General features: G+C 68.7%; 2 protein-coding genes. Both read right to left on the bottom strand.

Going from position 1 to position 2,196, the window contains the following annotated elements; all coding sequences use genetic code 11:
• Nucleotides 1-92: 92 nt before the first annotated feature.
• Nucleotides 93-767 carry an HAD-IB family hydrolase gene (locus AB0M11_RS41260; protein ID WP_365714131.1) on the bottom strand — a complete coding sequence of 225 codons (675 nt, stop codon included), beginning with the start codon at nucleotides 765-767 and terminating at the stop codon, nucleotides 93-95.
• A gap of 261 nt (nucleotides 768-1,028) precedes the next feature.
• A complete protein-coding gene (locus tag AB0M11_RS41255; protein ID WP_365714129.1) occupies nucleotides 1,029-1,676 on the bottom strand; it encodes a ScbR family autoregulator-binding transcription factor in 648 nt (215 codons plus the stop codon).
• Between the last annotated feature and the right edge of the window lie 520 nt (nucleotides 1,677-2,196).

Here is a 2,196-nt window from a genome sequence, read left to right as displayed (position 1 = left end):
CACCCGCTGGAACAACTCCCACAGCCCGTCCGGCACCAGACGCTCGACCATCACACAGTCAGGCTACCCGGACCTCCAAATGAGATGACCTCTTAGTGGGTGGGGAGGTGGGTGGCGTGGGGGAGGCAGGTGGTGAGTGTGGGATTGGTGCCGATGATGACGGGGTGTCCGACGGTGGTGAGCATGGGGAGGTCGGTGGCGTGGTCGCCGTAGGCGTGGCAGTGGGCGGGGTTGATGTGGGGGTGGTGGTTGAGGAGGGTTTGGATGGCGGTTTGCTTGGTGGTTCCGATCATGGGTTGGCCGTGGAGGGTGCCGGTGAGGGTGTTGTTGTGTTGGTGGGGGTGGGTGCAGAGGATGTGAGTGGCGCCTATGTGGTGGGCGATGGGAGTGAGGATGGCGGGGAAGGCGCCGGAGACGAGGACGATGGTGGCGCCCTGTGCGCGGTGGTGGGCGAGTGCTGCGAGGGTGTGGGGGAGGTAGAAGGTGTCCTCTGCTGAGCGTTCGCTATGCCATTGGCGGCCTGTTTGGGTGACGGCGGGTGCGGGTTGTCCTTTCCAGGCGTGGTAGTAGGTGCGGCTGGCGGTGTGCCGGGGGATGCCTGCGGCGGTCTGTGCGGTGAGGTTGTCGATGACGGTGTGGGCGGTGCGGGTTCCTTGGGGGCCGTGGTGGCGGGTGAAGTAGTAGGTGAGGAAGTCGAACATGCTTTTGAGGCTGATGAGGGTTTCGTCGACGTCGGTGAAGACGAAGTAGGGCGGTGCGGTGTCCACGGGGCCCCCTTGGGGTGTCTTCGGCGGTGTTGGGGTGTCTTGTCTTCGGTGGCGGGCGCGGTGGAGCGGCTGTCCGGTCGGCGGCGGATGGAGTGCGGTGGGCTGGTTGTGGCGTGCTGTGTTTGGCCGGGTTGTGTGCCGTGCTGGCGGTCACGGCGGTCCTGGCGGTCCGGGCGGTCTGGACTGTGCGGGTGGCACGGCCGGGGTGTGGTTGCGGGGGCTGTCCGGTCCGGTCCGGGTGGTGTGGTGGGGGTGGTGCGGTCAGGTTTGGTTGGGGTGGAGGGTGGTGCGGAGGATGTCGTTGATGCGTTCGGGGAGGTCTGTGCGGTTGTTGAGGATCCAGGAGATGTGTTGTGCGCCGAAGAAGGCTGAGGTGAGGACGCGGCCGAGGGTGTGGGGGTCGCAGGTGGGGCGGAGCTGGCCGGTTTGGTGAGCTTGGGTGAGGATGTCGGTGAGGGTGGTGGTGAAGGCGGTGTAGGGGGTGGGGAGTGCGGCGTCGATGTAGGCGCGTTCGACTTGGAGGCGGGCGCCGGCCTGGATGGTTTTGTCGTCGCGGAAGGCGGTGGCGGTGCGGGTGAGGATGGTGGTGACGGCGTTGAGGGGGGTGCTGCTGTCTTTTTGTGCGGTGTCGATGAGGTGGGCGAGGCGTTCGTAGAACTCGTCGGCGAGGGCGAGGGCGAGGGCTTCTTTGTTGGCGAAGTGGAAGTAGACGGCGCCTTTGGTCATGTCGGCGAGTTCGGCGATGTCGAGGATGGTGACGCCGGGGAAGCCTTTGTCGGCGAAGGCTTCGGCGGCGGCGTCGAGCAGGAGGCGGCGGGTGCGCAGGGCGCGTTCCTGTTTGAAGGCCTGGCCTTTTGCGTTGGCGGTGCGGGTGGGGCGGGGGGTGGCCGGGCGGGGATCGGTGGGCACGAACTCTCCTGGTGCTGGTGAGGGTTGATGGTGCGGTGTGCTGGGGGGCAGGGCGGATGGGGGACACGGTAAACATACCTTTATTCAGGTATTTTTGTGCGGTCGTGGGCGGGTTGACGGCCGGGTGGGGGGCGGGTGCGGTGGCGGGGTGCCGGCGGGGTGTGGGGTGCCGTTCCTGCCGTGAGGGCGGGCCCAGGCCGGAGGTGTGGGGCGAGGGGGTGGTGCGCTGGCGTGCGTGGGTGCGTGGGCGTGAGCCGTGGGGGCGGGAGGTGGCGGGTGGCGGGGTTCGGCGCGGGTGTGGTGGCCGGGCCGGTCCGTTCGCTGAGGTGCTGTTTTCTGTGCCGCCGGAGGGCAGGGGGGTGTTTCGCAGGGGGCGTTTCGCTCCTGCGGGCTGCGCTCGGGACCGGGGCGGGGCGTGGAGCGCCGGGGTGGGGCGGGGGCAGCGTTGTGGCCGGGTTGGAGCCGCGGCCGTCGTCCCGCCGCTCCTCGGCCCGTGTCCCTCGGCCCGTGTCCCTCGGTC

Origin of the sequence: Streptomyces sp. NPDC051987 (assembly GCF_040680735.1) — a bacterium.
Taxonomy (GTDB): domain Bacteria; phylum Actinomycetota; class Actinomycetes; order Streptomycetales; family Streptomycetaceae; genus Streptomyces.
The sequence above is the reverse complement of the archived record's forward strand: the minus strand, read 5'-3'. Positions and strand labels throughout refer to the sequence as shown.